Annotated in this window: 2 protein-coding genes; both read right to left on the reverse strand. The window is 47.9% G+C overall.

The features are described from left to right. The coding region (tnpC, locus tag BO225_RS12085) for an IS66 family transposase (RefSeq protein ID WP_158023769.1) at positions 1–777 on the reverse strand (777 nt) is incomplete at its 3' end. A 282-nt stretch (positions 778–1,059) separates the two neighbouring features. Then, a partial coding sequence (tnpB, locus tag BO225_RS01245) for an IS66 family insertion sequence element accessory protein TnpB (RefSeq protein WP_076340472.1) occupies positions 1,060–1,310 on the reverse strand: 251 nt, incomplete at its 5' end.

Consider the following 1,310-nt stretch of genomic DNA (forward strand, 5'->3'; position numbering starts at 1 on the left):
AAACTTCCGGCGGACATGCGCCCAGCACAATGCTCGTTTTGTGTTCTCGATCTGGCTGTAGCCTCCATATCCATCGGTTACCAGAAATCCTTCAAAACCTTCCAGGAACGCTTTCGGATATCGGCTTCCTCTTCCGGGAGCGTATTGAAAGATCCGGATCGGCTTTCGAGAAACAGCCGCTGAGCTGTAGACCCACATCCACGATTTGGAAGTGTTCTTTCTCCCTTCTTCGCGGAGCACCTGGATCGGGGTCTCGTCGCAGTGGCACAGTTCTTCTTTCAGAAGATGTTCTCTCATCTTGAGAACGACAGGTTCAAGATAGAGTTCGGAGACCGCCATGATCCAGTTGGACATCGTTCTCCGGCTGATGGAGAGACCCAGCCATTTCCACTCCTTCTCCTGCCGGTTGTAGGGTACGCTTTTGACAAAACGCTCGTTGGCTACATGAGCGATCGCTTCCGCGCTCGCAAAAGAATGCGGAATAACGGGAAGAGGGGCTTCGGTTTTGAAAAGCACGTCTTCTCCATCCTGTCTGCAGGAGGGACAGACGTACGTTTCGGTATAGATCTCTTCGATACGGATTTTCGGCTCTTCTATGATTACCCGCGTCCTCACCTTTTCTTCGCCGATCTTCTCCATTTCTTTGCCGCACCATGGGCACTTCTTTTCTTCCTCTGCAGCTTCGATCACGATCTTGGTTCTTTCGACATCGCCCAGATCGTCTTTGTTCCAGCAGCGTTTTTTTCTGGAATACTGAATGTTCCGGATATTCGAGATCGAAGAGCGTAGGCATGTTGGCCATCATTTCCGCATGTCTTGCCTTTTCGCTCTTTTTTCCGAAAAGCATCCGCTGAAGCTTTTCAATAATCGCGTCCTTGTGTTTGATCGTTTTGTTCAGCTCTTCGATCCGAACAGTCAAATCCTCTATGGCTTTGATCATCTTTTCGAGCTGTTCTTTATCCACTTCGACCGTCGTTTGTTTTTCCTTTTCCATGTTTCAATTATACCACAAAAAAGAAGGGAAATAAACAAATTCCCCTTTATATAAAGCATATTTGATTACATTATCTTTGTCGCCCGGCTTTTGCGGATCGAACATTTCTGCTCGATCCCCAGACCTTCTAGAAGCCATCTCAGCTGCTGTTCGCTGAGAAGAAGCACTTCATCATTGTTTTTAGGCCACTGGAACTTTCCTTCGTCAAGACGCTTCGCAAGAAGAAGAAATCCGTCCTCTTCCCAAAGGATCCCCTTGATCGAGGATGTTTTCCGACCGCAGAAAAGAAAGAGACTGTTCTCGAAAGGATCGAGCT

The organism is Dubosiella newyorkensis, from assembly GCF_001945605.1.
Lineage (GTDB): Bacteria > Bacillota_I > Bacilli_A > Erysipelotrichales > Erysipelotrichaceae > Dubosiella > Dubosiella newyorkensis.